Annotated in this window: 24 protein-coding genes; 7 read left to right on the top strand and 17 right to left on the bottom strand. The window is 64.6% G+C overall.

The window, feature by feature from the left end:
• The first annotated feature begins 55 nt into the window (after positions 1 to 55).
• From RBB42_RS09975 to RBB42_RS09965, 3 genes are all read left to right on the top strand, one after another.
• Positions 56 to 439 carry a thioredoxin fold domain-containing protein gene (locus RBB42_RS09975; protein ID WP_305969519.1) on the top strand — a complete coding sequence of 128 codons (384 nt, stop codon included), beginning with the start codon at positions 56 to 58 and terminating at the stop codon, positions 437 to 439.
• A gap of 14 nt (positions 440 to 453) precedes the next feature.
• Positions 454 to 798, top strand: a complete 345-nt coding sequence (locus RBB42_RS09970) for an ArsR/SmtB family transcription factor (protein WP_305969520.1) — start codon at positions 454 to 456, stop codon at positions 796 to 798.
• 102 nt (positions 799 to 900) lie between these two features.
• Entirely contained in the window at positions 901 to 1,959 is a 1,059-nt protein-coding gene (locus tag RBB42_RS09965) for a YeeE/YedE family protein (RefSeq protein ID WP_305969521.1), read from the top strand.
• 56 nt (positions 1,960 to 2,015) lie between these two features.
• Here RBB42_RS09965 and RBB42_RS09960 read toward each other — a convergent pair whose 3' ends face one another.
• Positions 2,016 to 2,603: a riboflavin synthase gene (locus RBB42_RS09960; RefSeq protein WP_305969522.1), complete on the bottom strand. Its 588-nt coding sequence runs from the start codon at positions 2,601 to 2,603 to the stop codon at positions 2,016 to 2,018.
• Between the two features lie 88 nt (positions 2,604 to 2,691).
• Here RBB42_RS09960 and RBB42_RS09955 point away from each other — a divergent pair, with 88 nt between their 5' ends.
• The 3 genes from RBB42_RS09955 (at position 2,692) to RBB42_RS09945 (ending at position 7,269) form a co-directional block, all read left to right on the top strand.
• Entirely contained in the window at positions 2,692 to 3,984 is a 1,293-nt protein-coding gene (locus RBB42_RS09955) for a capsule polysaccharide biogenesis protein (RefSeq protein ID WP_305969523.1), read from the top strand.
• 96 nt (positions 3,985 to 4,080) lie between these two features.
• The gene (locus RBB42_RS09950; RefSeq protein WP_305969524.1) at positions 4,081 to 5,226 is read left to right on the top strand and encodes a polysaccharide biosynthesis/export family protein; all 1,146 of its coding nucleotides are present in this window, start codon (positions 4,081 to 4,083) and stop codon (positions 5,224 to 5,226) included.
• Between the two features lie 6 nt (positions 5,227 to 5,232).
• Positions 5,233 to 7,269: a capsule polysaccharide biogenesis protein gene (locus RBB42_RS09945; RefSeq protein ID WP_306043676.1), complete on the top strand. Its 2,037-nt coding sequence runs from the start codon at positions 5,233 to 5,235 to the stop codon at positions 7,267 to 7,269.
• A 122-nt stretch (positions 7,270 to 7,391) separates the two neighbouring features.
• Here the strand turns inward: RBB42_RS09945 and ribD are convergent, their stop codons facing one another.
• From ribD to RBB42_RS09920, 5 genes are all read right to left on the bottom strand, one after another.
• Positions 7,392 to 8,495, bottom strand: a complete 1,104-nt coding sequence (gene ribD, locus RBB42_RS09940) for a bifunctional diaminohydroxyphosphoribosylaminopyrimidine deaminase/5-amino-6-(5-phosphoribosylamino)uracil reductase RibD (RefSeq protein WP_305969526.1) — start codon at positions 8,493 to 8,495, stop codon at positions 7,392 to 7,394.
• Positions 8,492 to 8,959: a transcriptional regulator NrdR gene (nrdR, locus tag RBB42_RS09935; protein WP_305969527.1), complete on the bottom strand. Its 468-nt coding sequence runs from the start codon at positions 8,957 to 8,959 to the stop codon at positions 8,492 to 8,494. Before nrdR ends, ribD begins: the two co-directional genes overlap by 4 nt.
• Positions 8,960 to 9,093: 134 nt before the next feature.
• Positions 9,094 to 10,632 carry a zinc-binding metallopeptidase family protein gene (locus RBB42_RS09930; RefSeq protein WP_305969528.1) on the bottom strand — a complete coding sequence of 513 codons (1,539 nt, stop codon included), beginning with the start codon at positions 10,630 to 10,632 and terminating at the stop codon, positions 9,094 to 9,096.
• A gap of 2 nt (positions 10,633 to 10,634) precedes the next feature.
• On the bottom strand, positions 10,635 to 11,390 hold the full coding sequence (locus RBB42_RS09925) for a DUF1353 domain-containing protein (RefSeq protein WP_305969529.1): 756 nt from the start codon (positions 11,388 to 11,390) through the stop codon (positions 10,635 to 10,637).
• 88 nt (positions 11,391 to 11,478) lie between these two features.
• Positions 11,479 to 11,901, bottom strand: a complete 423-nt coding sequence (locus RBB42_RS09920; RefSeq protein ID WP_305969530.1) for a secondary thiamine-phosphate synthase enzyme YjbQ — start codon at positions 11,899 to 11,901, stop codon at positions 11,479 to 11,481.
• Between the two features lie 90 nt (positions 11,902 to 11,991).
• On the opposite strand from RBB42_RS09920, the gene yghX reads away from it, so the two are divergent.
• Positions 11,992 to 12,897, top strand: coding sequence for a YghX family hydrolase (gene yghX, locus RBB42_RS09915; RefSeq protein ID WP_305969531.1), 906 nt, complete (start codon positions 11,992 to 11,994; stop codon positions 12,895 to 12,897).
• Between the two features lie 37 nt (positions 12,898 to 12,934).
• Here the strand turns inward: yghX and RBB42_RS09910 are convergent, their stop codons facing one another.
• From RBB42_RS09910 to RBB42_RS09860, 11 genes are all read right to left on the bottom strand, one after another.
• On the bottom strand, positions 12,935 to 13,270 hold the full coding sequence (locus tag RBB42_RS09910) for a DUF1294 domain-containing protein (RefSeq protein ID WP_305969532.1): 336 nt from the start codon (positions 13,268 to 13,270) through the stop codon (positions 12,935 to 12,937).
• A gap of 17 nt (positions 13,271 to 13,287) precedes the next feature.
• A complete protein-coding gene (locus RBB42_RS09905) occupies positions 13,288 to 13,569 on the bottom strand; it encodes an HlyU family transcriptional regulator (RefSeq protein WP_305969533.1) in 282 nt (93 codons plus the stop codon).
• A 4-nt stretch (positions 13,570 to 13,573) separates the two neighbouring features.
• A complete protein-coding gene (gene rpoD / locus RBB42_RS09900) occupies positions 13,574 to 15,559 on the bottom strand; it encodes an RNA polymerase sigma factor RpoD (RefSeq protein ID WP_305969534.1) in 1,986 nt (661 codons plus the stop codon).
• 124 nt (positions 15,560 to 15,683) lie between these two features.
• A complete protein-coding gene (gene dnaG / locus RBB42_RS09895) occupies positions 15,684 to 17,639 on the bottom strand; it encodes a DNA primase (RefSeq protein ID WP_305969535.1) in 1,956 nt (651 codons plus the stop codon).
• A gap of 55 nt (positions 17,640 to 17,694) precedes the next feature.
• Positions 17,695 to 17,970 (bottom strand): hypothetical protein, encoded by a 276-nt coding sequence (locus tag RBB42_RS09890; protein WP_305969536.1) that lies wholly within the window; start codon positions 17,968 to 17,970, stop codon positions 17,695 to 17,697.
• Positions 17,971 to 18,003: 33 nt separating this feature from the next.
• Positions 18,004 to 18,555: a sarcosine oxidase subunit gamma gene (locus RBB42_RS09885; protein WP_305969537.1), complete on the bottom strand. Its 552-nt coding sequence runs from the start codon at positions 18,553 to 18,555 to the stop codon at positions 18,004 to 18,006.
• Positions 18,548 to 21,484, bottom strand: coding sequence for a sarcosine oxidase subunit alpha family protein (locus tag RBB42_RS09880; RefSeq protein ID WP_305969538.1), 2,937 nt, complete (start codon positions 21,482 to 21,484; stop codon positions 18,548 to 18,550). Before RBB42_RS09880 ends, RBB42_RS09885 begins: the two co-directional genes overlap by 8 nt.
• Positions 21,474 to 21,740 carry a sarcosine oxidase subunit delta gene (locus RBB42_RS09875; RefSeq protein WP_305969539.1) on the bottom strand — a complete coding sequence of 89 codons (267 nt, stop codon included), beginning with the start codon at positions 21,738 to 21,740 and terminating at the stop codon, positions 21,474 to 21,476. The genes RBB42_RS09880 and RBB42_RS09875 overlap by 11 nt, the downstream gene beginning before the upstream one ends.
• 4 nt (positions 21,741 to 21,744) lie before the next feature.
• The gene (locus tag RBB42_RS09870) at positions 21,745 to 22,257 is read right to left on the bottom strand and encodes a hypothetical protein (protein WP_305969540.1); all 513 of its coding nucleotides are present in this window, start codon (positions 22,255 to 22,257) and stop codon (positions 21,745 to 21,747) included.
• A gap of 20 nt (positions 22,258 to 22,277) precedes the next feature.
• Positions 22,278 to 23,531: a sarcosine oxidase subunit beta family protein gene (locus tag RBB42_RS09865; RefSeq protein ID WP_305969541.1), complete on the bottom strand. Its 1,254-nt coding sequence runs from the start codon at positions 23,529 to 23,531 to the stop codon at positions 22,278 to 22,280.
• A gap of 110 nt (positions 23,532 to 23,641) precedes the next feature.
• Positions 23,642 to 24,202, bottom strand: coding sequence for a TadE/TadG family type IV pilus assembly protein (locus RBB42_RS09860; protein WP_305969542.1), 561 nt, complete (start codon positions 24,200 to 24,202; stop codon positions 23,642 to 23,644).
• Positions 24,203 to 24,206: the final 4 nt, after the last annotated feature.

Raw genomic sequence — 24,206 nt, 5'->3', positions numbered from 1 at the left:
TCAATTCACATATTCAGATTAAGTTGTCCGTCAGGCCTGCGTCAATCGGTGCAACATGCGATCTTTCATCTTTCTTCTGGTCACTTGCTTCGGGGTGGCCCTGAGCGCCCTCCCTGCCCTGGCAAGCGAGTATCGTCTTGTCATGGTCGAACAGTCCGGCTGCGCCTACTGCGCGGCCTGGAACGACCAGATCGCGCCCGCCTACCCGCATACAGACGAAGGCCAGTTTGCGCCGCTCGTACGCGCCGATCTGCACATGGGCCCGCCCGAAGGCATAACCTACGCCCGCCGGGTCAACTTCACGCCGACCTTCATACTTGTTAAGGGCGGCGCCGAGATCGCGCGGATGGAAGGCTACGTGGGCGAGGATTTCTTCTGGCCGGTTTTCGCCAAGCTTCTGGGCGAACACACGAGCTTCGAGACAGCCGGCAAGGATTGAGGTGGAGCGGACGCATGGCACTTCCGGTACTGCATGACGATCTGACGGACGACGAGCTTGACGCCATCGTGGACAAGGCAACCGCGGCCTCGTCCTTTCTGAAGGCGATCAGCCACGAAGGGCGCCTGATGATCCTGTGCCACCTTGTCACCGGAGAGAAATCCGTCACCGAGCTGGAAGAGCTGCTGTCCGCGCGCCAGGCCGCCGTCAGCCAGCAGTTGTCGCGCCTTCGGCTGGAAGGGCTGGTGGTGCCGCGCCGGGATGGCAAGGCGATCTATTATCGCCTGGCGGACGACCGGCCGCGCAAGATGCTGGAATGCGTCTACGACCTGTTCTGCCGCGACGAAGACGAGACCTGACCCCGCGCCCGGGCGCCGCGCGTCTCAGGACGCTTGCGCGGTTTCGGGGACACTTGCATGATACAAGGGCCAGGTTTGGCGGGTCAGGAGGAGGGCCCGTGCATGATGGAGTATCTGACCGAGCATCACCTGGTCGCCCTTTTGGGGCTGGCCACAGGTGTACCCTTGGGGCTTGCCGCGCGGCTTGGCCGTTTCTGCACCCTGGGAGCGATCGAGGATGCGCTTTACGGTGGGTCCACCGTACGGCTGCGGATGTGGGGCATGGCAATCGGTTTGGCGGTGCTGGGCAGCTTTGCGCTCATGACCTCGGGCCTGCTGACCGACAGTACGACCTACTACCTTTCGATCCGCTGGATGCCGCTGGCCTCGATCCTCGGCGGGCTTGTCTTCGGCTACGGGATGGCGCTGTCGGGCATGTGCGGTTACGGCGCGATTGCCCGGCTGGGCGGCGGTGACCTGCGCAGTTTCGTGATCGTGCTGGTGATGGGCGTGGCAACCTTCGTCGTGCTCTCCGGCCCGCTTGCGCCGCTGCGCGCGCTTGCCTTCCCGCAAGTGCCCGTCACGACCGAGGTTCCTCCAGGCATCGCGCACCAGTTGGCGGCGCTGAGCGGCATCTCGGTCAATCTGGTCGGCATGGGGATCGGCGCGTTGATCCTGATCGGCTCTGCGGCTTCGCGCGCGGTTTGGGAAAAGCCCGCCAAGGTCGCGTGGTCGGCTGCGGTGGGCCTGGCCGTGGTGGGCGCCTGGGCGGGCACGTCCTGGGTGGCACGCACCGGGTTCGAGGCGCTGCCGGTTGTCTCTCACAGCTTTGCCGCCCCGCTGGGCGATACGATCCTGTGGTGGATGACCGGCTCTGCCAGACCCCTGAGCTTTGCCGTCGGGTCGGTGGCGGGCGTCTGGGCCGGGGCCTTCATCGGCTCGCTCTTCAAGGGGCACTTTCGCTGGGAGGCCTGCGAGGATCCGCGTGAACTCCGCCGCCAGATCATCGGGGCGGCCCTCATGGGCGGCGGTGCCGTGATCGCCCTTGGCTGCTCCATCGGGCAGGGACTCAGCGCCTTTTCCGTGCTCGCGATTTCGGCGCCAGTGACCTTTGCGGCCATCTTTGCGGGGGCGGCGCTGGGTTTGCGGCAGCTGATCGAGGGGTTCCAGCCGGCAGAGTGATCCGCGACGGACGCCCCGGATCGCTCAAGTCGGGTCAGAGACGATCCGGAACGCTCTCAACCCCATTCCTGCAGGCGCGCAACGTAGCGTGCCAAGGTGTCGATCTCGAGGTTGATGCGGTCGCCCAGCTTGGTCCCGCCCCAGGTCGTCACTTCCTTGGTGTGGGGGATGAAGTTGATGCCGAAATCACAGCCGTCGACCTCGTTCACCGTCAGGGAGGTGCCGTTGAGCGCAACCGATCCCTTGGGCGCGATGAATTTCGCCAGCGCCTCGGGCGCCCGAAAGGTGACACGAGTGCTATCCCCCTCGTCCGACATGCCGACGACCTCGGCGACCCCATCAACATGACCGGACACGATGTGGCCACCCAGCTCGTCACCCACCTTGAGCGCACGTTCCAGGTTGATCCGCGTACCCTCTGCCCAGTCGCCGATATTGGTCTTGGAGACGCTCTCTGCCGAAATGTCGACATCGAACCAGTCTTCGCCCAGGCCAACGACCGTCAGGCAGACACCATTGCAGGCGATCGACGCCCCCATGTCGATACCGGAGGTGTCATAAGATGTGCCGATGCGCGCACGCAGGTCGCCGCGGTGCTCCAACGTCCGGACGGTGCCCATGTCTGTGACGATGCCTGTGAACATGCCTTGCCCCTTCCCGGCCTTCAAAGCCTTATTTTCGTCGAACTCGCGCGGTAGAACTTTGTTCAGAAACCGGACATATAGCGGCATCATGGTCAAGGCAACTGGCGACAAACGGGTCTTTCTGTTCCTCCAGGGGCCGCATGGGCCGTTCTTTCACCGGCTCGGCACGATGCTGCGAAGGACCGGGGCCGAGGTCTGGCGCGTGGGCTTCAACGCGGGCGACCGCGCCTTCTGGTTCCACTCCAAAAGCTATCTGCCTTATCGCGGCACTCCCGAGGAGTGGCGGGGCTGGTTTTGCAACCTGATCGAGGCGCGCGGTGTCACCGACATCGTGCTTTACGGCGACGTGCGCGCAATCCACGCCCAGGCCGCCGAAGAGGCCAAGGCACGCGGCCTGACGGTGCATGTCTTCGAAGAAGGCTATATGCGGCCTTACTGGATCACCTACGAACGCGGTGGATCGAACGGGCATTCGCGGCTGATGCGGATGAGCGTGGGCGACATGCGCCGTGCGCTGGAACTGTCGGACATGGAGGCACCCCTGCCCCCGGCCCATTGGGGCGACATGCGCCAGCACATCTTCTACGGCGCGCTCTACCACTGGTTCGTGATGTTCCGGAACGGGGATTACCGCAACTTTCGACCGCACCGCTCGCTCAGCGTTTTCCAGGAATTCCTGCTGTACCTGAAACGCCTGCTGCTGATGCCCTTCAGCTGGGCGGATCGCGTGATCGCGACAACCCGCATCCGCATGGGCGGCTTTCCCTATCACCTTGCACTGATGCAACTGGAACATGATTCCAGCTTTCAGCAGCATTCGCCCTTCGACACGATGCCCGATTTCGTCGACCTGGTGATCGCGGGCTTTGCCGAGGGCGCTCCGGGCCATCACCATCTGGTGTTCAAGGCCCATCCGTTGGAAGACGGTCGCGCGCGGGTACGGCGGGCCGTGGCGCAATCGGCACTGAAACACGGCGTTGCCGACCGCGTTCACTACGTCCGTGGCGGCAAGCTGGCGCGGCTCCTGAACGATGCCCGCAGCGCGGTGACGGTCAATTCCACGGCGGCGCAGCAGGTGCTGTGGCGCGGCATCCCGATCAAGGTTTTCGGCGACGCGGTCTACGCCAAGCCCGAATTCGTCTCGACCCAGCCCCTGGCAGAGTTCTTTGCCCTGCCCACACGACCGGACAACAAGGCCTACAAGGACTACCGGCGCTACCTGCTGGAAACCTCGCAATTGCCGGGCGGATTCTACTCGGCACGCGGGCGGAGACAACTGCTGCGCCAGGTGGTGGACATGATGCTGTCGCCCGACGATCCCTATGATGCCCTGTCCCGGGGCACCGCGGCGCCGCGGCAACAGTTGCGCGTCGTGCACTGACGTGCAAATTCCGCCGGACTGGCTTTTTGGGCCGGAGTCCGGTATGTTGCACGAAAAAACCTGAGGCAGAACAAAACAGGTCGAGGAGACCGAGCAGTGAAACAACCCCCTCACCGGTGGGCGCGTGGACTCGCGCTTCTGGTCGCGGTATCGCTTGTGGCGTCCTGCGGCCTGCCCCGCGTTGGCCCCAACAAACGCGAAATCTTTGCCGGATCGGTGCAGCGTGAGGGCGATGCATTTATCGTTTCTGTAAACGATCATGTGACGCGCGCGACCGCGGTTGTTCCGGCATTGGGGTTCACCGATAGCTTCAAGAACGCGGGCGTTCTGGGATCTGACACGATCCGCCCGGGTGACACGCTGGGCCTGACCATCTGGGAAAACGTCGACGACGGCCTGCTGGCCGCCGAGGCCGCCAATTCCACCATCCTCGAAGAGGTCCAGGTGGATGGCGCGGGCTTCATCTTCGTTCCCTACGCCGGCCGGATCCGCGCGGCGGGCAACACACCCGAACGCATCCGCCGGATCATCACCGAACGGCTCGAAGACCAGACCCCCGACCCGCAGGTCGAGGTGCGCCGCGTCGCCGGCGACGGATCGACGGTCAGCATGGTGGGCGCCGTAGGTGGACAGGGTGTCTACGCCATCGAACGGCCGACACGCACGCTCTCGGCCATGCTGGCGCGCGCTGGCGGCATCTCCATCGATCCCGAGGTGGCCCAGATCACCGTGTTGCGCGGCGATCACAAGGGCAAGATCTGGTTCCAGGACCTCTACGAAAACCCCACGTTCGATATCGCCCTGCGCGGCGGCGACCGTATCCTTGTCGAGGAGGACAGACGATCCTTCACCGCGCTGGGAGCCACCGGCACCCAGGCGCGCGTGCCCTTCGACAGCCAGGTCATCTCCGCGGTCGAGGCCATCGCCCAGGTCGGCGGCCTGACGGCAGCCGCGGCTGACCCGACGGGCGTTTTCGTCCTGCGCAACGAACCGGCCGAAGTGGCCAACCAGGTGCTGGGCCGCGACGACCTGATCGGCGCTCAACGCATGGTCTATGTCCTCGACCTGACGGAACCGAACGGCATGTTCATGGCACGTGACTTCGTGATCCGCGACCAGGACACCCTGTACGTGACAGAGGCGCCCTTCACGCAGTGGAACAAGGTGATTGCCGCCCTGACCGGCACGCTGGGCGCGGTCAGCACGCTATCGACCGCCGCCGACACGCTGTCGGGTGGCTGACCCGCCTTGACGAGCGGACACACGGAACCGGTGAACGCCGGGGGCCCCCGCCCCCGGCGTTTGCACGTCTACAACGGCGGGTTTCTCTGGCAAAGCCGGCTACGGCGCATCCTGCGCCTGGCCGGATACCGCGTCACCCTTGGACACCCCGGCGCGGATGACCTTGTGGGTGTCTGGGGGCAATCCCCCTACGCGCACCGTGGAGAGGCCGTGGCCGCGCGCAGCGGTGCCGGGCTGCTCCGGATCGAGGACGCTTTCCTGCGCTCTTTGCATCCCGGGCGCGCCGGAGAGCCGCCGCTGGGGCTCTTGATCGACCATAGCGGCGTGCATTTCGATGGGCGCAGGCCATCCGATCTTGAAACCCTGCTGAACACCCACCCCCTGGACGACACTGCGCTGCTGGACCGCGCGCGGGGCGTCATGGCCCGCATGCAGGAGGCGCACCTCAGCAAGTACTCCGCCACCAGGCTGGACGTAGACCCGCCCGAGCCGGGCTATGTTCTGGTGGTCGACCAGACACGCGGCGATGCGTCTGTCCTGGCCAGCGGGGCGGATCGTGCAAGGTTTCTCGAAATGCTCTTCGTTGCGCGCGAGGAGAATCCAGGCGCGCGCATCGTGCTGAAGACCCACCCGGAAACCGGCGCGGGCTATCGCCCAGGACACTACGTGCCGGAAGATGCCGCCGGCGAGGTCGCGCTTTATGACGGACCTGTCTCGCCCTGGTCCCTGCTGGAGGGAGCCACCTCTGTCTATACCGTCTCGTCCCAGATGGGGTTCGAGGCAATCCTCGCGGGACACCGCCCTCGCGTGTTCGGCCTGCCCTTCTACGCAGGTTGGGGTCTGACACAGGACGAAGAAGTCATTCCGCGCCGGACCGCCCGACTGACACGCGCCCAGCTTTGTGCCGGGGCGATGATCCTGTACCCGCACTGGTATGATCCCTATGCCGATCAGCTGTGCGAGATCGAAGAGATCCTTGGCGCACTCGAAGCGCAGGCACGCGCCTGGCGTGAGGACAGAGCTGGCTGGGTCGCCTCCGGCATGCGGCTGTGGAAAAGGCGCCCTTTGCAGAAGTTCTTTGGCCATTACAAACGCATACGCTTCGAAGAGGATGTGAGTAAAGCGCGGGATATTTCGAAAGGCCAAGGGCTAGGCCACATGTGCTGGGCCAGCAAGGCCAGCGGAAACGCCGTGAGAGTCGAAGATGGCTTTCTCAGATCGCGCGGTTTGGGGGCTGAATTGGTTCCACCACTGTCACTGGTGCTGGATTCTGGCGGAATCTACTATGATCCAACCCGCACCTCGGACCTCGAAAGCTGGATTCACAAGCGTGCGGCGCATTTGCGACCCGACCAAATGCGACGTGCCCACAGGCTGATTCACACACTCATCACAAATAACTTGTCCAAATACAATATTTCCGGAACCTTACCCGATCTTCCTGCAGGTCGCCGTATCCTGGTGCCGGGGCAGGTCGAGGACGACGCCTCGATCCTTGCAGGCAGCCCAGACATTCAGCGCAACGCCGATCTGCTGGCCCGTGTGCGACAGGAAAACCCTGATGCGGTGATCCTGTGGAAGCCGCACCCGGACGTGGAGGCCGGTCTGCGAACGGGCGTCGTGGACATTCCCGGTCGCTGGGCCGATGTCGTGCTGGAGCGTTGCGATATCGGGGCGCTCCTGTGCGAGATCGACGAGGTCTGGACCATGACCTCTCTCACCGGGTTCGAGGCGCTCTTGCGCGGATGCCGGGTGGTGACACTTGGGGCCCCCTTTTACGCGGGTTGGGGTCTGACCCGGGACATCGGTCCGGTGCCGGCACGCCGGTTACACGGCCCTCGCCCCACGCTCGAGGCGCTGGTCCATGCGGTCTTGATCGATTATCCCCGCTACTTCGACCCGGGGACTGGCCTGCCATGCCCTGTAGAATGCACGGTCAATCGCCTGAAAACCGGCAGGATTCCGTCTCCTGGGCCGGCAAACAGGATACTGGCGAAACTGCAGGGCGCGCTGGCCAGCCACTCCAGCCTCTGGAGGCGTTAAGGCTTTATTACAGTTAAGTGACATATTCGCCTGATAAAAAGTTATTTTCAGACTTATCCACAGGCGATTGACCTTTGGTCAAGACCGAACAGGCGCGATTAACCTTCTGTTAACACTTTGGATTAAGCGCCCTGACGGCGGCGCCAGACGTGCCTGATATCGCCGCCCGCGCCCACAACATCCACAAGGTCGAAACGCGGGACCTCGTCCAGCCGGGCCACCCCCAGCGCACCAATACCGGGATAGCCCTCGGCCCCAAGCGCCATGCCCGCGGTAAAGACATGCAGTTCGTCCACCAAGTCGTGCAGCAAGAGCGAAGCGGCAAGTTGCCCGCCCCCCTCGCAGAAGACCCGCGTCAGCCCCTCTGCCCCGAGCGCGCGCAACATGGCCAGCGGATCGATACGTCCGCCCGAGATCTGGCAGGGCAGCATCCGGGCTCCGACACCCTCCCAGGCGGTCTTCAATTCGCTGCGCGCTTCGGGACCGTGGCAGAGCCAAAGCGGAACGTTGCGGGCGCTTTGCGCAAGCTGACTCATCAAGGGCACATCGATCAGGCGCGAAACGACGACGCGCACAGGCTGGCGCCTGTCGCCGAAGCCGCGCACCGTCAACTGGGGATCATCGGACCGGGCGGTGCCAGCGCCGACCATCACCGCGTCGTGGCTGGCGCGCAGGGCGTGAACCGCGCGGCGGGCTTCGGGCCCAGTGATCCACTGGCTTTCGCCGGTCGCCGTGGCAATGCGCCCGTCCACCGTCATGGCCAGTTTCAAGGTCACCCAAGGACGCCCCTGGGAGATACGCAAAAAGAACCCCGCGTGATCCGACAGAGCCTGTTCGGCGCCAATGCCGGTCGTCACCTCGATGCCATTTTTCCGCAGGAAGTCAAAGCCCTGCCCGTCGACCCTCGGGTCGCTGTCGGCGATGGGCGCCACCACGCGGGCGATCCCCGCCTTGGCAAGCGCTTCGCAACAGGGGGGCGTGGCACCGTGATGCGCGCAGGGTTCCAAGGTGACATAGGCGGTCGCGCCCCGCGCGGCCGCACCGGCCATGTCCAAAGCGATGGTTTCCGCGTGCGGCCTGCCGCCTGGCGCGGTCCAGCCGCGCCCGACGACCCGGCCATCACGGACGATCACGCATCCGACCGCCGGATTCGGCCAGCATTGCCCCATGCCGCGACGGCCCAGCGCCAGCGCGTGGGCCATGTGGCGCCGATCATCGGATGTCACTTCTCGGCCTGGGTTTCTGGGCGCAACTCGCTGACGAACTTGTCGAAATCGTCTGCGGCCTGGAAATTCTTGTAGACGCTGGCAAAACGCACGTAGGCGACGGTGTCGATCCGGGCGAGCGTCTCCATGACGATCTCGCCGATCATCTTCGACGGGATATCGGTCTCACCCATGCTTTCCAACCGCCGCACGATGCCGGAAATCATCTGGTCGACGCGCTCGGGCTCTATCGGACGCTTCTGAAGCGCGATCCGGATCGACCGTTCCAGCTTGTCGCGGTCGAAATCCTCGCGCCGTCCGTTCGTCTTGATGACGATCAGATCCCGCAACTGGACCCGTTCGTAAGTGGTGAAGCGACCGCCGCAAGCGGGGCAGAACCTGCGCCGCCGGATCGAAACGTGATCCTCTGCCGGGCGCGAGTCCTTCACCTGAGTGTCAATATTTCCGCAAAACGGGCAGCGCATGGGCCCATCCCCTCGTAATTCTTGATGTTCCTGCCTCTGGTCATGGGGTTGGGCCCCACTTATCCACAGCCACTATAGGTCAGCCGCCATAATTTGGGTAGAGGGGATTTGAGGCCGCTAGATAAAGCCCGCGCTCAGCCCGGGATATGCCAGTGCCGCCCGCGCGCCGTGGTGACATATTCCGGCCATGGCAGATCGACCGGCGCCGGGTAGTCCGCCAGCGGCGGGATGGGGGCCGCGGCGCGGCGCTCCTCGAACTCTGTCCAGCAGGTCGACCGCGCCGGCTCGTCCGTCAGCAGGCGCAGCGCGGTACGTGACAGCACCCGGCCAGCGGTCTGCACGCTCGGGTCGATCAGCTGGGGAATGCCGCCAAGCGCGTTCATCGCCCAAGGCGGATAAGGGCCCCCGCGCAGCGCCGGGCGACCGATGTAGATCCGAGCCGTCGGCGCGTGCCAGCACATGTCCGTGTAATCGTCCGACGTGTTGTTCAACTGGGCAGGCGGAAGGTCACGGCGCAGGATGGCCTCTGCCTCCTGCGGTTCGATAAGGCGGGTACATTCGGCGATGAGCGGATTGTCCGTGGCCACGGCGCCGCAGGCGGTCTGCACCTGTCGCGCAAGGTCCAGCGCCTCTGCACTGTACTCCGGCGCCCCCACGTCCTGCAGTGCCTCCCAGGCGAGACCGGCCAAGGCGTGATTGGGCAGGCCGGGGCGGGACTTGCTCACCCAGATCTTTTCGACCGTGCAACCGGTGATCTGGGCGACATGCTCGGCCAGACGGTCGAGTTGGGCAGTGATTTGTTCGGCCATTTGCAGATCCGGCACACGCATCAGGTACTGCAGGTCGGCCTGCCGTGCGGGCAGATTGTCCGCTGTCGCCTGTCCCGTGGACAGGATCGCCTCTGACACCGACCAGCCGCCGCGATGCGGCAGCATCGACTCTCGCAGGGTGCGGCCCATCTGGTACATCGTCACAAGCGCATCATTGGCACCGGGCGCGCGCACGTCGGAATGGCTTTGCGGGATCGGCGGCGCACCGTCCGCCCCTTGCATCCAACTCTGCGGCGCCTCGCAACGGAAACGGTAGACAAAGGCATAGGCCGCACCGCAATGGGTATCCCAACGGACGGTATTGCACAGCGGCAGCATGTAGAACGGATGCCAGGACAACATCGCCGCCAGCCCGTCATAGTATCCCGCCGCCGCGTGCAGGGGTTTCGAGCCGCGCACCTTTTCCGCCGGTTCACCGGTAATCTGCAAACCGCCGGGAATCCCATGCGCCTGCATGGCCGCCTTCGTGGCCAGGATGCCGGCGAGCGCCCCCATGCCCAGGGCGGAATGCGGATCGGTATGACCCGCAGCCAAAGGGCCAAGCCCCTCACGCGGGGCCTCCCAGGGCACCGGAGCCTGGCAATTGGCGGGCACCGCGTCGTATTCGGCGTACATGCCGATCATCGGGCCGTCGCCCTGCGACCAGCGCGCACAAAAGGCCGTGGGCATCCCGGCCGAGCCTTCCTCGACCTCAAACCCCTCTTCACGCAGCCGATTGACGTACCATTCGGCCGAGCGATACTCGCGCCAAGCCGGTTCGCCATAGTCGAAAATCCGTGCGCACCAAGCCGAGAGATCCCCGGCATGGTCCGCGATCCAGCGGTCCGCTGTGTCTTTGCTCACGTTCAGAACTTCCTCGGGTCGGATGCCTCGCGCAGGTAGGCAGGCATGGTCTGCGCCTCCCCCGATAACAGCAACTGGCCGCGGTCTTCCATCCATTGCTCGATTTCTTCGGGCGTGGGATCGACCAGTTCGATCCATTCCAGGCACCACTCCATTTCCTGCAACAGCACCTCCGCCGGGATATGCGCCAGGGAGACGTCCGGCTCGTTCCAGCGCGGCCCGCCCAGGAAGACGGCCGCATACATGATCTTGGCCTTCTTGGGGGGCGTGCCATTGACCAGAAGCGCCTCGTAGAACATGCGGTGGACCTCACGCCAGCCGCGCGTGCGATAGGTGGGCAGTTCCTCGTTGCCGACACCGCAGTAGGCATCGTGCAGAGCCGCCGCCATCAGGTATTCACGGCTTTGCCGGTCCCCGATCAGCGGCGCAAAGATCACCGGGATGGTTGCACCGTCGGTCAGGGTCCGCGGAGGGGCCGTCCAAGTATCGCCGCTTGCGTCGATGAAATCGATCTTGTCCCGAGTGGGCAGGAAAGCATGTTGGAAATTCTCGATAAAGACCGGCTCTCCGGCCATCTGCAGCGGCCCGCCGATGAACCGGCACAGCCGATCGCGGCTCTCGACCTCGAGACAGGTCGAAGCCGAGGCCGCCGCGCTGCGGGCGAGGTATTCAGGCAAACCGATCACCGCCCCGGCCCCGCCTGCGACGAGCAGGAGGCCAACGGCAAAAAGCGCCCGACCTTTCGTCTTGCGTTGCATACGTTCAATCCCGGTTGCGGTCTGGAAACCCTGTCAGGTCTGCGTGGCAGTCTACCAGTGGGGCCCCCCGGAACAATGGCGGAAATCCTCACCCGCCGATGTGGGCAAGAACCTCGCGTCGGTGCGGCGCATCACGGTGTTCGAAAAGGTAAATGCCCTGCCACGTCCCCAGACCCAACCGTCCCCGCAGGAGGGGAATGGACAGGCTGACGGGCAACAAAGCGGCCTTGATATGGGCCGGCATGTCGTCCGGCCCTTCGCATCGGTGAGTCAGGTAGTCCATCGCGGGCGTATCGGCGCGAGGCACCAGGCGGGAGAAATAGGCGTCCAGATCGCGGCGCACATCCGGGTCGGCATTTTCCTGGATCAACAGGCTGGCCGAGGTGTGGCGCAGAAACAGCGTACACAGCCCGTCCCGCACCCCCGCCCCGCTGACCCATTCGTTCACCTCTGTGGTGAACTCATACAGCCCGGCACCTGTCGTGCGAATGGTGAAGCTTGTGTGTGGCATGGCTTTCCCCGGCGTTATGACGCACCTATCTTAGTGGCATTCGGCCCCCGGAACCGCAACGGCCCGGACCGGATCACAGGGAGCTTTGCCATGAATGACCAGACACCGCCGCGCCGGATGACGGCTGCGGATTTCGACCAGGAGTTGCTGGACCTTTACGATTTCTACGCCCACGGACGCATCACCAAGCGCGAGTTCCTGGACCGCGCCGGAAAGTTCGCCGTCGGCGGGCTGACGGCGGCCGCGCTGCTGAACATGCTGTCACCGAACTACGCGCTGGCCGAGCAGGTCAGTTTCAACGATCCCGACATCACGCCGGAATACATCGAGTACCCCTCGCCGAACGGTCATGGATCGGTGCGCGGCTATCTGGTGAAACCGGCCAATGCCACCGGCCCGCTGCCGGCGGTGGTGGTCGTGCATGAGAACCGCGGGTTGAACCCCTATATCGAAGATGTGGCACGGCGCGTGGCCAAGGCCGGTTTCATCGCGCTGGCGCCGGACGGGCTGTCCAGTGTCGGCGGGTATCCGGGCAATGACGCCGACGGGCGCGAGCTTCAGCGGACGGTGGACCGCGAGAAACTGATGAACGACTTTTTCGCAGCCTATGAATTCATGGCCGGGCACGATGACACTACGGGCAAGGTCGGCTGCGTCGGTTTCTGCTATGGCGGGGGCGTCTGCAATGCGCTGGCGGTGGCCTACCCGGAACTCGGGGCCTCTGTGCCGTTCTACGGACGGCAGGCGGCTGCCGAGGACGTGCCGCGGATCGAGGCGCCGCTGTTGCTGCATTATGCCGAACTGGATGAGCGGATCAACGAAGGCTGGCCCGCCTACGAGGCCGCGCTGCAGGAACACGGCAAGACCTATACCGCGCACATCTACCCGGGCGTGAACCACGGGTTCCACAATGACTCGACCCCGCGCTACGACGAGGCGGCGGCGGAACTGGCCTGGGATCGCACCATCGCCTTCTTCAACGCGCATCTGACCTGAAAGCAGCGGGCCGGAGTCCCCCATCGCACCGGCCCGATCACCTCGTCAACACGGAGAGCAGCCAGCTTCGACTGGACGGGACCGTCATGAGTACCACCGACACGAGCTGTAGCAGGCAGATCGCGTTCAGCAGAAAGCCGAAAGGTTGCTTGGTCGTCTTGTGACGAAACACCCGCTGCCCGAGCTTGGCGCCGATGGAGCCTCCAAGCCCTGCGACAGCCAGCAGGGTGCGTTCCGGCACACGCCACCGCCCCCGCCGCGCGCGTGTCTTGTCCAGCCCGAAAAGGCAGAAAGTCAGCAGGTTCAACAACAGGAACAGTGCGGCAAGCGCCTGAAGAGAGCCAGCCGCCGCAGGCATCGCGTCGAAATTCATGCCGCCCCGTCCCGGCTTCAGTCGAACAGACGAATGCCCATTTGGTCGATCATCTGTTTTGCCTTCCTGATAGAGGCATCCTCGGCTTCGTCGCGATCGCGGATCATGTCCGCGCGGATCAACTGGTGAGTCCGCAGTTCGCCCTTCACCTCGGCTTCGATCAGCGCGCCGATGCGGTATTGGCTGCCCTCTGCCGCAGGTTGCGGGGTGATCCGGAAGCCTTCGTACTCCACCGTCTTGGCGGGGGGCGCTTCCGCCCCACCGCCCTTGCCGCCAAACAGTCGTTTCAGCAACGACATGCGCTTACTGGTCCAGGAAGCTGCGCAGCTTGCGCGAGCGCGACGGATGCTTGAGCTTGCGCAGCGCCTTCGCTTCGATCTGGCGGATCCGTTCCCGGGTCACGCTGAACTGCTGGCCCACTTCCTCCAGCGTATGGTCGGTGTTCATGCCGATGCCGAACCGCATCCGCAGCACACGTTCCTCACGCGGGGTGAGCGAGGACAGAACCCGCGTCGTGGTTTCCTTCAGGTTCTCCTGAATTGCGGAATCCAGCGGTAGGATCGCATTCTTGTCCTCGATGAAATCGCCAAGCTGGCTGTCTTCCTCGTCGCCGATGGGCGTCTCGAGAGAGATCGGCTCCTTGGCGATCTTCATCACCTTGCGGACCTTTTCTAGCGGCATCTGGAGCTTCTCGGCCAGTTCTTCCGGCGTCGGCTCGCGCCCGATCTCGTGCAGCATCTGGCGCCCGGTGCGGACCAGCTTGTTGATCGTTTCGATCATGTGAACCGGAATACGGATCGTGCGGGCCTGGTCAGCAATCGACCGGGTGATCGCCTGGCGGATCCACCAGGTCGCGTAGGTCGAGAACTTGTAGCCCCGGCGGTACTCGAACTTGTCGACGGCCTTCATCAAGCCGATGTTGCCTTCCTGAATGAGATCAAGGAATTGCAGACCACGGTTGGTGTATTTCTTGGCGATGGAAATCACCAGGCGCAGGTTGGCCTCGACCATTTCCTTTTTCGCCTGCCGCGCTTCCTTTTCACCCTTCTGCACCTGGTTCACGATGCGACGGAATTCGCTGATATCCAGGCCGACGTACTGGCCGACCTGCGCCATGTCCGCACGCAGTTCTTCGACTTTGTCAGAGGACCGGTCGATGAACATCTGCCATCCACGCCCGGATTTCTGCGACATCCGCTCCATCCAGTTCGGATCCAGCTCGTGGCCGCGGTATTCTTCGACGAACTCGCGACGGTTGATGCGGGCCTGGTCGGCCAGCTTCACCATCGCGCTGTCGATGGACATGATGCGCTTGTTGATCCCGTACAGCTGGTCGATCAGCGCCTCGATCCGGTTGTTGTGAAGGTGCAGACCATTCACCAGCTCGACGATTTCCGAGCGCAGCTTCTGATAAAGCGCCTCATCCTGCTCGTCGAAGGAACCGTCCTCGTTCAGGGTCGCCGAGATCCGGCTGTCCTGCATCTCGGCCAGCGCCTCGTAATCCTGGGCAATCCGGTCGAGCGTTTCCAGCACACGCGGCTTGAGCGCGGTTTCCATCGCGGCAAGCGACATGTTCGCCTGCTCGTCGTCGTCGTCGTCGTCTTCCTTGGCGATGGGGTTGCCGTCGGCGTCGTATTCCGGCTCATCGCTCTTGGGCTTGGCCGAGGTTTCGACGTTTGCGGTTTCGACCACCGGTTCCTCGACCTCGCCATCCTCGTCCATCTGGCCCGAGAAGGTGGTTTCAAGGTCGATCACGTCACGCAGGAGAATGTCCTCGGACAGAAGTTCGTCGCGCCAGATCGTGATCGCCTGGAAGGTCAGCGGGCTCTCGCAGAGGCCCAGGATCATCGTGTTGCGGCCGGCCTCGATACGCTTGGCAATGGCGATCTCGCCCTCGCGGCTCAGCAGTTCGACGCTGCCCATCTCGCGCAGGTACATGCGCACGGGATCGTCCGTCCGGTCGAGCTTTTCCTGCCCGCCCGAAGAGAGCGCGACCTCGCCGGCCTTCTTGGTCTCGACCAGTTCGGTCGATCCCTTGTTGTCGTCCTCTTCCTGTTCTTCCTCTTCGGTGACCTGGATGCCCATTTCGGACAACATCGACATCACGTCCTCGATCTGGTCGGACGAGACCTGATCGGGCGGCAGAACCTGATTGAGTTGATCGTAGGTGATGTAACCGCGCTCACGCGCTTCGGCGATCATCTTCTTGACCGCCGCCTGGCTCATGTCGAGGCTGATTTCCTCTTCCTGATCTTCGGACTTTACGTCTTCGTTGTCCTTGGCTGCCATGCGGCTCTCCTGATGAGGGGCTCGGGATCGGGGGCGATTCGATAAACCGACTCATTAGCGCGATTCGGTGATTCGCACACCCGTCTAACCATATTTCTTTACCAGTTCGTCACCAATTCGCTGCTTATTTGCGGCTTTTGTCGAATCGAATCTGTGACAGGAGCGAATCAAACGCACTGCGTTCCTCGCGGTCGATCGGGGCCCCGTTGGGACCAATGTCATATTCTGCGTCATCCTCGTCGCGGCGGCGTCCGGCTTGTTCGCGCACGCGCGCGGCCTCTGCCAAGCGCCAGGTCAGCGCCTCGTCGGCCCGTGCCTCGAGGTCTTCCTGGGCTTCCTTCAATTCCAGTTGCCAGCCATCCTGCGCGGCCAGCTTGGCCAGTTCCTCTGCAACCGTCAGCCGGGCAAGCTCGGCGTTTCCGGGTGCCCGGATACAGGGCACCACGGCGACATGGCGTCCAGATCGCAGGTTTTCAAGGGCCTCGGGGCCAAGTGCCGCCTCGACCACCTCCAACATCCTGTCGCCGTCGCCCAGACCACGCAGGATCGCGTCGCGCAGGGCCGCAAGTTCGCCGTCGGCACAGGCCATGTCCTCCAGCTGGACCTCGAATTCCTCCGCAATCTCGGGCGCCGACAGGATCGCTGCCAGGATCACTTCCTGGCGCAATCGGCGCTCTCCTTCTTCTCCGCCGGAGGCCAACAGCGATGCCTTGGCACCGGGGGTCGGCACCGCGGCCACCTGTTGCTGAAACCGCCCTCCACCTCGGAACGGCCGCTCCGGGCGGGGCGGACGGGCCGGGCGGAAAGCCTGGTAGCGCAGTTCCTTGAGTGCCTCGCCGTAGTGATGGCGCAACGTGGGATCCTGGATCTTGCCGATCCGGGTCCGCAAAGCCTTGTCCAGCGCCGCGCGCCGTTCGGGGCTGTCCAGAACCAAACCGTCGGTTTCCTGCCGCCAGAGCAGTTGCACCATCGGCAAAGCGCCTTCCAGCACCTTGGCCACCGCCTCCGGCCCCTCGGCCCGCAACAGATCGTCGGGGTCCTTGCCCTCGGGCATGATGGCAAAGCGCAGTCCCTTGCCCGCCTCCAGCAGCGGCAGGGCCAGGTCGATGACCCGATAGGCCGCGTTCAGGCCCGCCTTGTCACCGTCCAGCGCGATCACCGGCTCGTTCGAAACGCGCCACATCTGCTGGAGTTGCGGTTCGGTCACGGCGGTGCCCAACGGCGCAACAGAAGCGGTGAACCCCGCCTCGCTCAGCGCGATCACGTCCATGTACCCTTCGGCCACGATCAGCCGTTGCCCCCGGCCCGCCGCCTCGCGCGCGGGCTTCAGGTTGAACAGGTTGCGCGACTTGTCGAAAAGTTCGGTTTCCGGCGAATTGAGGTATTTCGCGTTGTCGTTCGGATCCATCGCCCGCCCGCCAAAGGCGATCGCCCGCCCCCGGCCGTCGCGGATCGGGAACATGATGCGGTTTCGGAATACATCGTAGGGCGCGCGCCCCTTGTCAGAGGCCCGCACCAACCCGGCACCCAGCAACAGGTCAATCTCGACACCCCGCCCGGTCAGCGCCTGGCGCAGGTTCTCCCAGCCCGGGGGAGCGAATCCGATTTCCCAGCGTTCCAACGCCGCCTCATCCAGACCGCGCCGCGCCAGGTAGGCACGCGCCTCGGCCCCGGCGCCGGTCTTGAGCTGAAGTCGGAAGAACCCCACCGCCTGCTCCATGACCTCGCTCAGCAGGGTCCGGCGATCCGCCTTTTCCTGGGCACGCGGGTCCTGCTTGGGCACCTCCATCCCGGCCTCCTGGGCCAGAATCTCGATCGCCTCCATGAAGCCGACATTTTCTGTCTCGCGGACAAAGGAAATCGCGTCACCCTTGGCGTGGCAGCCAAAGCAATAGTAATAGCCCTTGCGGTCATCCACATGAAAAGACGCGGTTTTCTCATGATGGAAGGGGCACGGCGCCCAGAGGTCGCCCTTGCCCTGATTGGATTTCCGATTGTCCCACAACACTTTGCGGCCCACCACCTGAGAAAGGCTGGTGCGGTTGCGCAGCTCGTCAAGGAATCCGGGGGGGAGGCTCATGCCTCTCAATATCGCCCGGCGTGGGCCCTAGGCAAGGGGCAGAGTCAGCCTGGGATCAAAGCGCCTCGCACTGCGCGCGCGCGGCCTTGCCCACCTCGGGCGTCAACTGCGCTTCGGGCAAGAGAAAGATGAAATCCACCAGTTGCCCCGCGGCGTCCTTGCCCATCTCCCGGGTCATGGTACGGCGCACCTTTGCCTTGCTGTCCCCGTCCAGCCGGGCCTGTACGGCCGCATTGAACCAGGTCTCTGTCTGAACGCATCTGTCGACGTCCTGCGCCACGGCGGCGGACGCTCCGAACCCGAGAACAGCGATCATGACCAATGCGCGCATGGCGGTATCCTTTCTACCAGACTGAACGGCGTTCTAGCCCGCGGCCCTCCGCCCGGCAACCAAGGCCATGACATCGGCAATTTCATGCGCAAGCGTTCGCGCCATGGAGCGGAAGCACATGATCTGCAGCCCCTCGGCCCGCCGACTGATCGAGACCGTCATGTGCTGGCAGAGCGACCGCGCCGCGGCACCTTCGGGAAAGGCCACGGGCCGCAGGTCGATCGGGACAAGGCGCGCCAGCACGTCTTCGGCATCCTCACCGGCCAGCAGGACGACCGCCCAGGCATCGGATTGGTCCGTCATCGCAGCATGATCGGCCAGCGCGGGATCCGGCTCCGGCCCGATCAGAAAGGCCTGGTCCTTTGCCGTCCAGAGACAGGTCGCGCCCTCGGTCTGCTCTACCCTGCCCGGTGCGGGAAAACCCAGTCCATGCGCGCGCTCCAGCGCGGCAGAAAGCGCGGCCCCCTGCCCCCGGAACGGCATCAGCGAGGTGATCCGCCCCGGGTCCAGTTCGCTCAGCGTCACGGTGCCCTTGCGCAGCGGCAACAGCCCGCTGCAGGGCGTCAAAGCCGTCAGATCAACCACGCAACCGCCCTCCATCTTCGTCAAAGGCCACCGGATCGGTCACGATACAGGCCTCTTCCGTGCCCCGGACATGATCCACCATCCTGATCTCCTCGCCGTGTCGCGCGCGCCCGTTCCTGAGAAACCCCAGCCCAAGGAAAGTGCCCAGGGACGGCGAAAACCCGACCGAGCTGATATAGCCCAAATCATTGGTCCGAACCGCCTCTGCCCCCTTGTCGAACAGATGCGCCCCGGCGGTCAGCGTCCGGCCTTTGGTGACAGGCCGCAGCCCCACCAGCTGTTCGCGGTCCTCCTCGATCATCCCCGGACGAGCGGCCAGCGTCTTGCCGATACAGTCCTTCTTGGCCGAGACCATACGTGCAAAACCGATATCAAAGGCGGTGGTGCGCCCGTGGATCTCGGCATGGGTGATATGGCCCTTCTCGATCCGCAGCACGTTCAGCGCCTCCATCCCGTAGGGTCCACCGCCCATCGCCTCGGCCCGGCCCAGCAGCACTTCGAAGAGACTGGCACCATAACGCGCGGGCACTGCGATCTCATAGGCGTGTTCACCGGAAAAGCTGATCCGGAAGAGACGCGCGGCCACGCCGCCGATGCTGACCGGCCCGCACTGCATGAAGGGAAAGCCGTCATCACTGATCGGGCTGTCCAGCAGCCCGTTCAGCAGTTCGCGCGACTTTGGCCCGGCGACGGCAAACTGGGCCCATTGCTCGGTGACAGAGATGAACCGCACGTCCATCGCTCCACAATATGCCTGCCGTACCCAGTCGAGATGTTTCATGACCTCGCCGGCGGCGGCGGTCGTCGTTGTCATGATCCACTGGGTGTCGGACAATCGCGCGGTGGTGCCATCATCCATCACATGCCCGTCCTCGCGCAGCATGAGCCCATAGCGCACGCGCCCCGGCTTCAGCGTCGAGAACCTGTTGGCGTAGACGAAATCGAGGAAGGCGCCCACGTCGCGCCCCTGCAGGTCGATCTTGCCCAGCGTCGAGACATCGCAGATGCCCACGCTCTCGCGCACCATCTTCACCTCGCGGTCACAGGACTCGCGCCATGTCTTTTCGCCGGGCTTCGGGAAATACGAGGGCCGGTACCACAACCCCGCCTCGACCATCGGCGCACCGCGCGCGACACTGGCCTCATGCGAGGTAGTAAACCTCTGTGGGGCGAACCCCTTGCCCTGCGACCCGGCCCCCATCGCTGCGATGGCAACGGGCACATAGGGCGGGCGAAAGGTGGTCGTCCCCGTCTCGGGGATGTCGCGCCCGGTGGCATCGGCAAGGATCGCCAGCGCCTGCACGTTCGAGCTCTTGCCCTGGTCGGTTGCCATACCCTGCGTCGTGTAGCGCTTCATGTGCTCGACGCTGCGGTAATTCTCGGAGGCTGCCTGTTTGACGTCCTTCACGGTCACGTCGTTCTGAAAATCCAGCCAGGCCCGCCCCTTGCCCGGCACGGCCCAGAGCCTGCGAACGCGGTACTCTGTATCCTCTGCCGCCGGGATCACCGGAAGCGCGCCGCTGTGCCCCAGCGCCTCGGCCACCGCCAGCCCCGCCTCGGCCCCTTCGCGCAGGCAGGCAGCGGTGGAAAAAGTGCCGCGTGCGGCCCCCGTCACCGTCATCCCCGGGACCGCGCCTTCGCGCGGGACGAATGCGGCGATGCGCTCGTCCCAGACGGGCCGACCGTTCAGGTGACAGGTCAGGTGCACAGCCGGGTTCCAGCCGCCAGAAACCCCCAGCGCCTCGGCCTGCAACCGCTTTGTCGCCCCCTGCGGGCCAATCAGGTCCACGGACTCGAGGCCCTTGGCCCCATGTGCCCGCGCCACCTGCCATCCCGGGTAGAACGGCACATCCCCGGCCTTGTTGTCCGCATCGTGGCGGCTGTCCACCAGAGCCACGACGTCCAACCCGGCAAGATGCATGTCCCGCGCCGTCCGATGCGCGTCATCGTTGTTGCCAAAGACCGCCACGCGCCGCCCCGGCGCCACGCCCCAGCGATTGAGATAGCCGCGCAGCGCCGCCGCCATCATGACGCCGGGCCGGTCGTTGTCACGAAAGGCGATATGCCGCTCCAGCGCGCCGGTACACAGCACGGCACGCTTTGCCGCGATGCGCCAAAAGCACTCCAGCGGCGCATCGCCCGGATCGGCCAGGTGTTGCGCCACACGCTCCAACGCGCCATAGGTGCCGCCGTCATAGACGCCGGTCACGGTGGTGCGCGGCATCAGGCGGACGTTTTCCATCGTCGCCAATTCGCCAGCCAGCGCCGTGGCCCAGCTGCATCCCGCCTCACCATCGACCTCTTCGTCTTCGGCCTGCAAACGACCGCCGAAACAGCAATCCTCGGAGGCCAGTATCACCTCTGCCCCGGCCCGTGCAGCCGTCAGCGCCGCCATCAGCCCGGCAGGCCCGCCGCCGATCACCAGCACGTCGCAAAAGGCATAGGCCTTTTCATAGCGGTCCGCGTTGGCCTCGCCCGACAGCGCGCCCAGTCCGGCGGCCCGCCGGACCATCGGCTCGTAGAGCTTCTCCCAAAACGCTTTGGGCCACATGAAGGTCTTGTAGTAGAAGCCCGCGCCAAAGAAGGGCGCAGCAAGGTCGTTCACCCCCAGAACATCGAAGTCGAGCGAGGGCCAGCGATTCTGGCTGACCGCCTCCAGTCCCTCGTAAAGCTCCTGCATCGTGGCGCGGGTGTTCGGGTCGGCCTGCGCCCCATTTCGCACGGTGACAAGCGCGTTGGGTTCTTCGGACCCGGCGGTCAGAACGCCGCGCGGGCGGTGATACTTGAAGCTGCGCCCCATCAGGCGCACGTCCGCCCCCAAGAGCGCCGAGGCCAGCGTATCTCCGGCAAAGCCACTGAACGCCTTGCCGTCAAAGGTGAAACTCACCGGGCGGGCCCGATCCACGCGCCCCTTGCCATCAATCCGCATCGGCATTCTCCACCAAACCGACCGAGAAAACCTCGTGCGTCAGGGTATCGCGCTCGACCACCAGCCAGGCGGTACAGCCCGCCTCGTGATACCAAAGCTCGCGCGTGCGGCCCGCAGGGTTGTCACGCAGGTGCAGCCAGTCGGCCCAGTCCTGCGCCGGGGCCTCCGCCCCGGGCCGGTCCAGCATCACCGCATCGCCCTGGTAATAGAATTCGCGCCGGTCACGCTCGCCGCAGATCGGACAGGTCAATCGCATCGCGTCACATCCCCGTACAATTGGAGTCATCCGTGCGGTACAGGCGGTAGCTGACCCATTGGCCTTGAACCTCGGCCATGTCCATCACGCCCCCGCATTCACCGGTATTGCCGACCACCATGTACCGCGTCCGGAACACCATCCCCTGTGCATCCTGCTTGGTGACTTCCATCCGGCCGCCGTCGCATTCGACCTGGCAGATCGGCGCGCCGCTCTCGGTGCCGCAGATCAGGAACTGCTGCAACCGCGCCCCCACCCAGGGTGCGCCCCGGGCATGGCCCTGGTTGGCGGGCACCACCTCGATCCGCGCCTCGCGCGCGACCTCGGTCATCCAGGGCCCGACCCAAAGCCGCACTGCGCGCACGACCTGTGCCGGCTGGTCCCGCAAATGCGCGTCGGAATAGAACCGCGTGTAGCAGCCGGGCCGGATCTCTTCCGCCTGCACGACGGCCCCTGCGAGCACCTTCATGACCGCAAGCGCGCATACCTGCAGCTTCTTCTCTCCGAAAATACTCATCTTCAGCCCTCCAGAAGCGCCTAGTGCAGGTTATGCTGCGCGCCCGTCCCTTCTTCGTCCATGATCCCGCGCCCGGTGCTGAACCGGCCAAGCCGGAACCCTGCCGCCGGCTCGTGATGCCTGTCTTGGGCGATCAGATGCGCAAAGGAAAAGCCCGAGCCCGGCACAGCCTTGAACCCGCCGTAGCACCAGCCGCAGTTCAGGTAGAGCCCCTCGATCCCCGTCTTGTCGATGATGGGAGAGCCATCGGGCGACATATCCATGATCCCGCCCCAGCTGCGCAGCACCCGCGCCTTGCCGATCATCGGCATCAGCGTCATCGCCGCCTCCATTACATGTTCTGCCATCGGCAGGTTGCCCCGCGCCGCGTAGGACGCGTAGAAATCGAGGTCGCCGCCAAAGACCAGCCCGCCCTTGTCCGATTGACTGATATAGAAGTGCCCCATGCCAAAGGTCACCACCTGGTCGATGCAGGGCTTCAAACCCTCGGTCACAAAGGCCTGCAGGACATGGCTCTCGATCGGCAGGCGCATCCCCGCCAATCCCGCCACCTGCCCCGATCGACCCGCCACGACGATACCCACCTTCCTGGCCCGGATCGCCCCGCGCGTGGTCTGCACGCCTGTGACCCGTCCTTCCTGGACGTCTATGCCGGTCACCTCGCAGTTCTGGATAAGGTCGACGCCGCGAATGTCCGCTCCCCGTGCATAGCCCCAGGCCACCGCGTCGTGCCGCGCCGTGCCGCCGCGCGCATGCCAGAGCCCGCCGTAGATGGGAAAACGCCCGTTGTCGAAATCGAGAAACGGCACCATCTCGCGGACCTGCTCGGGCGTCAGCAGCTCGGCATCGTCGCCCTGGTTGCGCATGGCATTCCCGCGCCGGGCAAAAGCGTCGCGCTGACCATCGGAATGGCACAGGTTCAGCACGCCGCGCTGGCTCATCATGGTGTTGAAGTTCAGCTCCTGTTCCATGCCCTCCCAGAGTTTCAGGGAATGGGAATAGAACTCGGAGTTGCCGGGCAGCCCGTAGTTGGCGCGGACGATGGTGGTGTTGCGGCCAACGTTGCCGCCCCCCAGATACCCCTTTTCAAGCACGGCGACATTGGTCAGCCCGTGTTCCTTGGCCAGGTAGAACGCGGTGGCCAGACCGTGCCCGCCGCCGCCGATGATCACGATATCATATTCGGGTTTCGGCTCCGGGTCACGCCAATGCGGGCGCCATCCGCGATTGCCCGTCAGCCCCTGGGCCAGAACTTTCAAACCGGAAAAGCGCATCGCCCCCTCCAACAGTACCGGAGCGTAGCAAAGCAGCCCCGCCGCCCGGGATCAATTCCCCCAGGCGACGGAACATGACGTTTTCGTGCCTGAAGCGGGCGGCTGAGCGATCAGCCGTCGTTCCAGACGATCTTGGGCGCAAAGCGCGGGCGGGTGAAGCCGTAATTGTAGAACAGTCCCGCTCCCGTCAGGCCCGGGATCGCAAAGGGCGGATCGTAATAGGTCTCGGTCTCGACCACGATCACCCGCTCATTGTGCAGCATCTGGGGCAGCTGATCGTACATGTCCGTGACCTGCGCCGTCTGCAGCGCGCTGAAGGTGCCCCGGGTCTGGGACCACTCGGCCTCGTATGCGGCGGCGTCGCCGTTGTACCGCACCAGCGTCACTCGCAGCGAGGAATCCCCGCCGGGCCGCACAAGGAAGTCCAGCAGTTCGATCATACCGTCGAGGTAGGACCCGTCGATCGGATCCGTCTCGCGCGAGATCGCGTCTGAGATCGTATAGGCTGCCTTGGTGTTCAGCGCCTTGTAGCGGAAGGCATCGTGCAAAGAGAAGGTGGCAGCCAGCAGGAACAGGACGAAGGGCAGCCAGATCAGGCTTTCCAGCGCAACGTTGCCCCGGGTATCGGCGGCGAAGCGGCGCAGGTGGCGAAGTATCGAAGAGCGGATCATGGCA

Source organism: Mameliella sp. MMSF_3455 (assembly GCF_030733205.1).
GTDB lineage: Bacteria > Pseudomonadota > Alphaproteobacteria > Rhodobacterales > Rhodobacteraceae > Antarctobacter.
Note: the sequence above shows the minus strand (reverse complement) of the source record. Positions and strands in the feature narration are given on the sequence as shown.

Excerpts from the sequence above, each read along its gene's own strand:
- RBB42_RS09975 (WP_305969519.1), top strand. The coding sequence starts at position 56 with ATGCGATCTTTCATCTTTCTTCTGGTCACTTGCTTCGGGGTGGCCCTG.
- RBB42_RS09970 (WP_305969520.1), top strand. The coding sequence starts at position 454 with ATGGCACTTCCGGTACTGCATGACGATCTGACGGACGACGAGCTTGAC.
- RBB42_RS09965 (WP_305969521.1), top strand. The coding sequence starts at position 901 with ATGATGGAGTATCTGACCGAGCATCACCTGGTCGCCCTTTTGGGGCTG.
- RBB42_RS09960 (WP_305969522.1), bottom strand. The coding sequence starts at position 2,603 with ATGTTCACAGGCATCGTCACAGACATGGGCACCGTCCGGACGTTGGAG.
- RBB42_RS09955 (WP_305969523.1), top strand. The coding sequence starts at position 2,692 with ATGGTCAAGGCAACTGGCGACAAACGGGTCTTTCTGTTCCTCCAGGGG.
- nrdR (WP_305969527.1), bottom strand. The coding sequence starts at position 8,959 with ATGCGCTGCCCGTTTTGCGGAAATATTGACACTCAGGTGAAGGACTCG.
- RBB42_RS09925 (WP_305969529.1), bottom strand. The coding sequence starts at position 11,390 with ATGCAACGCAAGACGAAAGGTCGGGCGCTTTTTGCCGTTGGCCTCCTG.
- RBB42_RS09920 (WP_305969530.1), bottom strand. The coding sequence starts at position 11,901 with ATGCCACACACAAGCTTCACCATTCGCACGACAGGTGCCGGGCTGTAT.
- yghX (WP_305969531.1), top strand. The coding sequence starts at position 11,992 with ATGAATGACCAGACACCGCCGCGCCGGATGACGGCTGCGGATTTCGAC.
- RBB42_RS09910 (WP_305969532.1), bottom strand. The coding sequence starts at position 13,270 with ATGAATTTCGACGCGATGCCTGCGGCGGCTGGCTCTCTTCAGGCGCTT.
- RBB42_RS09905 (WP_305969533.1), bottom strand. The coding sequence starts at position 13,569 with ATGTCGTTGCTGAAACGACTGTTTGGCGGCAAGGGCGGTGGGGCGGAA.
- rpoD (WP_305969534.1), bottom strand. The coding sequence starts at position 15,559 with ATGGCAGCCAAGGACAACGAAGACGTAAAGTCCGAAGATCAGGAAGAG.
- dnaG (WP_305969535.1), bottom strand. The coding sequence starts at position 17,639 with ATGAGCCTCCCCCCCGGATTCCTTGACGAGCTGCGCAACCGCACCAGC.
- RBB42_RS09890 (WP_305969536.1), bottom strand. The coding sequence starts at position 17,970 with ATGCGCGCATTGGTCATGATCGCTGTTCTCGGGTTCGGAGCGTCCGCC.
- RBB42_RS09880 (WP_305969538.1), bottom strand. The coding sequence starts at position 21,484 with ATGCGGATTGATGGCAAGGGGCGCGTGGATCGGGCCCGCCCGGTGAGT.
- RBB42_RS09875 (WP_305969539.1), bottom strand. The coding sequence starts at position 21,740 with ATGCGATTGACCTGTCCGATCTGCGGCGAGCGTGACCGGCGCGAATTC.
- RBB42_RS09870 (WP_305969540.1), bottom strand. The coding sequence starts at position 22,257 with ATGAGTATTTTCGGAGAGAAGAAGCTGCAGGTATGCGCGCTTGCGGTC.
- RBB42_RS09865 (WP_305969541.1), bottom strand. The coding sequence starts at position 23,531 with ATGCGCTTTTCCGGTTTGAAAGTTCTGGCCCAGGGGCTGACGGGCAAT.
- RBB42_RS09860 (WP_305969542.1), bottom strand. The coding sequence starts at position 24,202 with ATGATCCGCTCTTCGATACTTCGCCACCTGCGCCGCTTCGCCGCCGAT.